Genomic DNA, 1,699 nt, shown 5'->3' with positions numbered 1-1,699 from the left:
GGTCCATGCTGGGCAGGAAACTGTGCGACAGCGTGTTCCAGATGATCAGGATGCGCTCGAGCCACATGCCGACGAGAATCGCGATCGAGACGGCGATAAGGACGGCAAGGCTCGCTCTGGCGCGGGGAAACCAGAGGACCTGCGGCGCGAGCACGTTGCAGAACAGCATGCCGGCGTATTCCGGCCAGTAGGCGCCGGTGAATTCGAAGGCGACGAGGTCGCGATCGGACGCGTCGCCGCCTATCCAGGCCGCGAACCATTCGCTGGCGTAGGACAGCCCCATGACGATCGCCGCCATCAACATGATCTTGGCCATCGCGTCGAAGTGGAGTTCCGTGATCAGCGCCTGAAGGCCAAGTCCGCGCGAAATAGCGATGGTGATGAGAACCACCATCGCGAAGCCCGAGTACATCGCACCGACCACGAAGTAAGGCGGGAAGATCGGTTCACGCCAGCCGGGCATCAGACTGGCCGCAAAGTCGAGCCCGACGATCGAATGGACGGAGCAGACGAGCGGCGTTGCGAGCGCGGCGAGCGTGATTTGCAGCCGGCGATAATGGCGCCAGTGGCGAGCCGAGCCGCGCCAACCGAGCGCGAAGACCCCGTAGACCTTCCGCCAGGCGCCTCGCGAGCGATCGCGCGCCGTGCCGAGATCGGGCAGGACGCCGACGTACCAGAAGATGATCGAGAACAGGAGATAGCTGGTGATCGCCCAGAAATCCCAGATCAGCGCGCTGCGCCACTGCGGCCAGACCGTCATCGTGTTGGGATAGGGGGTCAGCCAATAAAAATACATTGGCCTGCCGAGATGGATGATCGGAAAAATCCCGGCGATGGCCGCGGCGAACAGGGTCATCGCCTCGGCGAACCGGTTGGTCGCGGCGCGCCATTTCTGCCGCATCAAAAGCAGCATGGCCGAGATCAGCGTGCCGGCATTGCCGATACCGATCCACCACACGTAGTCGGCGATCGCGGTGCCCCACACCACGGTGGTGTTGACGCCCCAGACGCCGATGCCGCGCATCAAGACTACGGTCACGCCGACCAGAAAAACGACCGTCATCGCGCCGCTCACCGCGAAGCCGATCCACCAAGCCCGCCATGACCATTGCCCGCGCTCGTAGAGCGGCGCGGTGACGATCGCGTTCACCGCTTCGAGACTGCGCGCCTGCGGCAGCGTCCAGCGCGCCGGCTCGGGCGGCATCGGCTCGCTGCGGATGGCGGCTACGCTCATGACTGCTTGCTCCCAAAATCCGGATTGGGATTTTGCAGCCGGGCGAGGTAGGTAGTGCGCGGTCGCGTGCCGAGATCGCCGAGGAGCGCATAAGCATGCGGCTCCGTGCGTAGCGCATTGATCCGCGAATTAGCGTCGGACAGATCGCCGAAGCTGATCGCCCGCGTCGGGCAGGCGGCCTGGCAGGCGGTGACGACCTCGCCGTCGCGGATGGTGCGGTGCTCCTTCTCGGCGGCGCGTCGCGCCCGGCTGATGCGTTGAACGCAATAAGTGCATTTCTCCATGACGCCGCGGCCGCGCACCGTGACGTCCGGGTTGAACACCGCTTTGACGATGTCGTCGCCGAACGATTTGTATTCCTCGCCGTCGGCATATCCGAAGAAGTTGAAGCGGCGCACTTTGTACGGACAGTTTGATTGGCAGAACCGCGTGCCGACGCAGCGATTGTAGACCTGCAGGTTTAGT

Annotated in this window: 1 protein-coding gene and 1 pseudogene; both read right to left on the bottom strand. The window is 64.0% G+C overall.

Annotation, left to right across the window (positions count from 1 at the left end):
- Nucleotides 1-1,234: NrfD/PsrC family molybdoenzyme membrane anchor subunit (nrfD, locus tag WCB02_RS28340; RefSeq protein ID WP_423963058.1), on the bottom strand; the 1,234-nt coding region annotated here is incomplete at its 3' end.
- A pseudogene (locus tag WCB02_RS28335) lies at nucleotides 1,231-1,699 on the bottom strand (4Fe-4S dicluster domain-containing protein); the annotation flags it as partial. The pseudogene WCB02_RS28335 and the gene nrfD, both read right to left, overlap by 4 nt.

It is taken from the genome of Bradyrhizobium sp., from assembly GCF_049581145.1.
In the GTDB taxonomy this organism is placed as follows: Bacteria; Pseudomonadota; Alphaproteobacteria; order Rhizobiales; family Xanthobacteraceae; genus Bradyrhizobium.
This window is presented reverse-complemented; position numbering and strand designations above follow the sequence as displayed.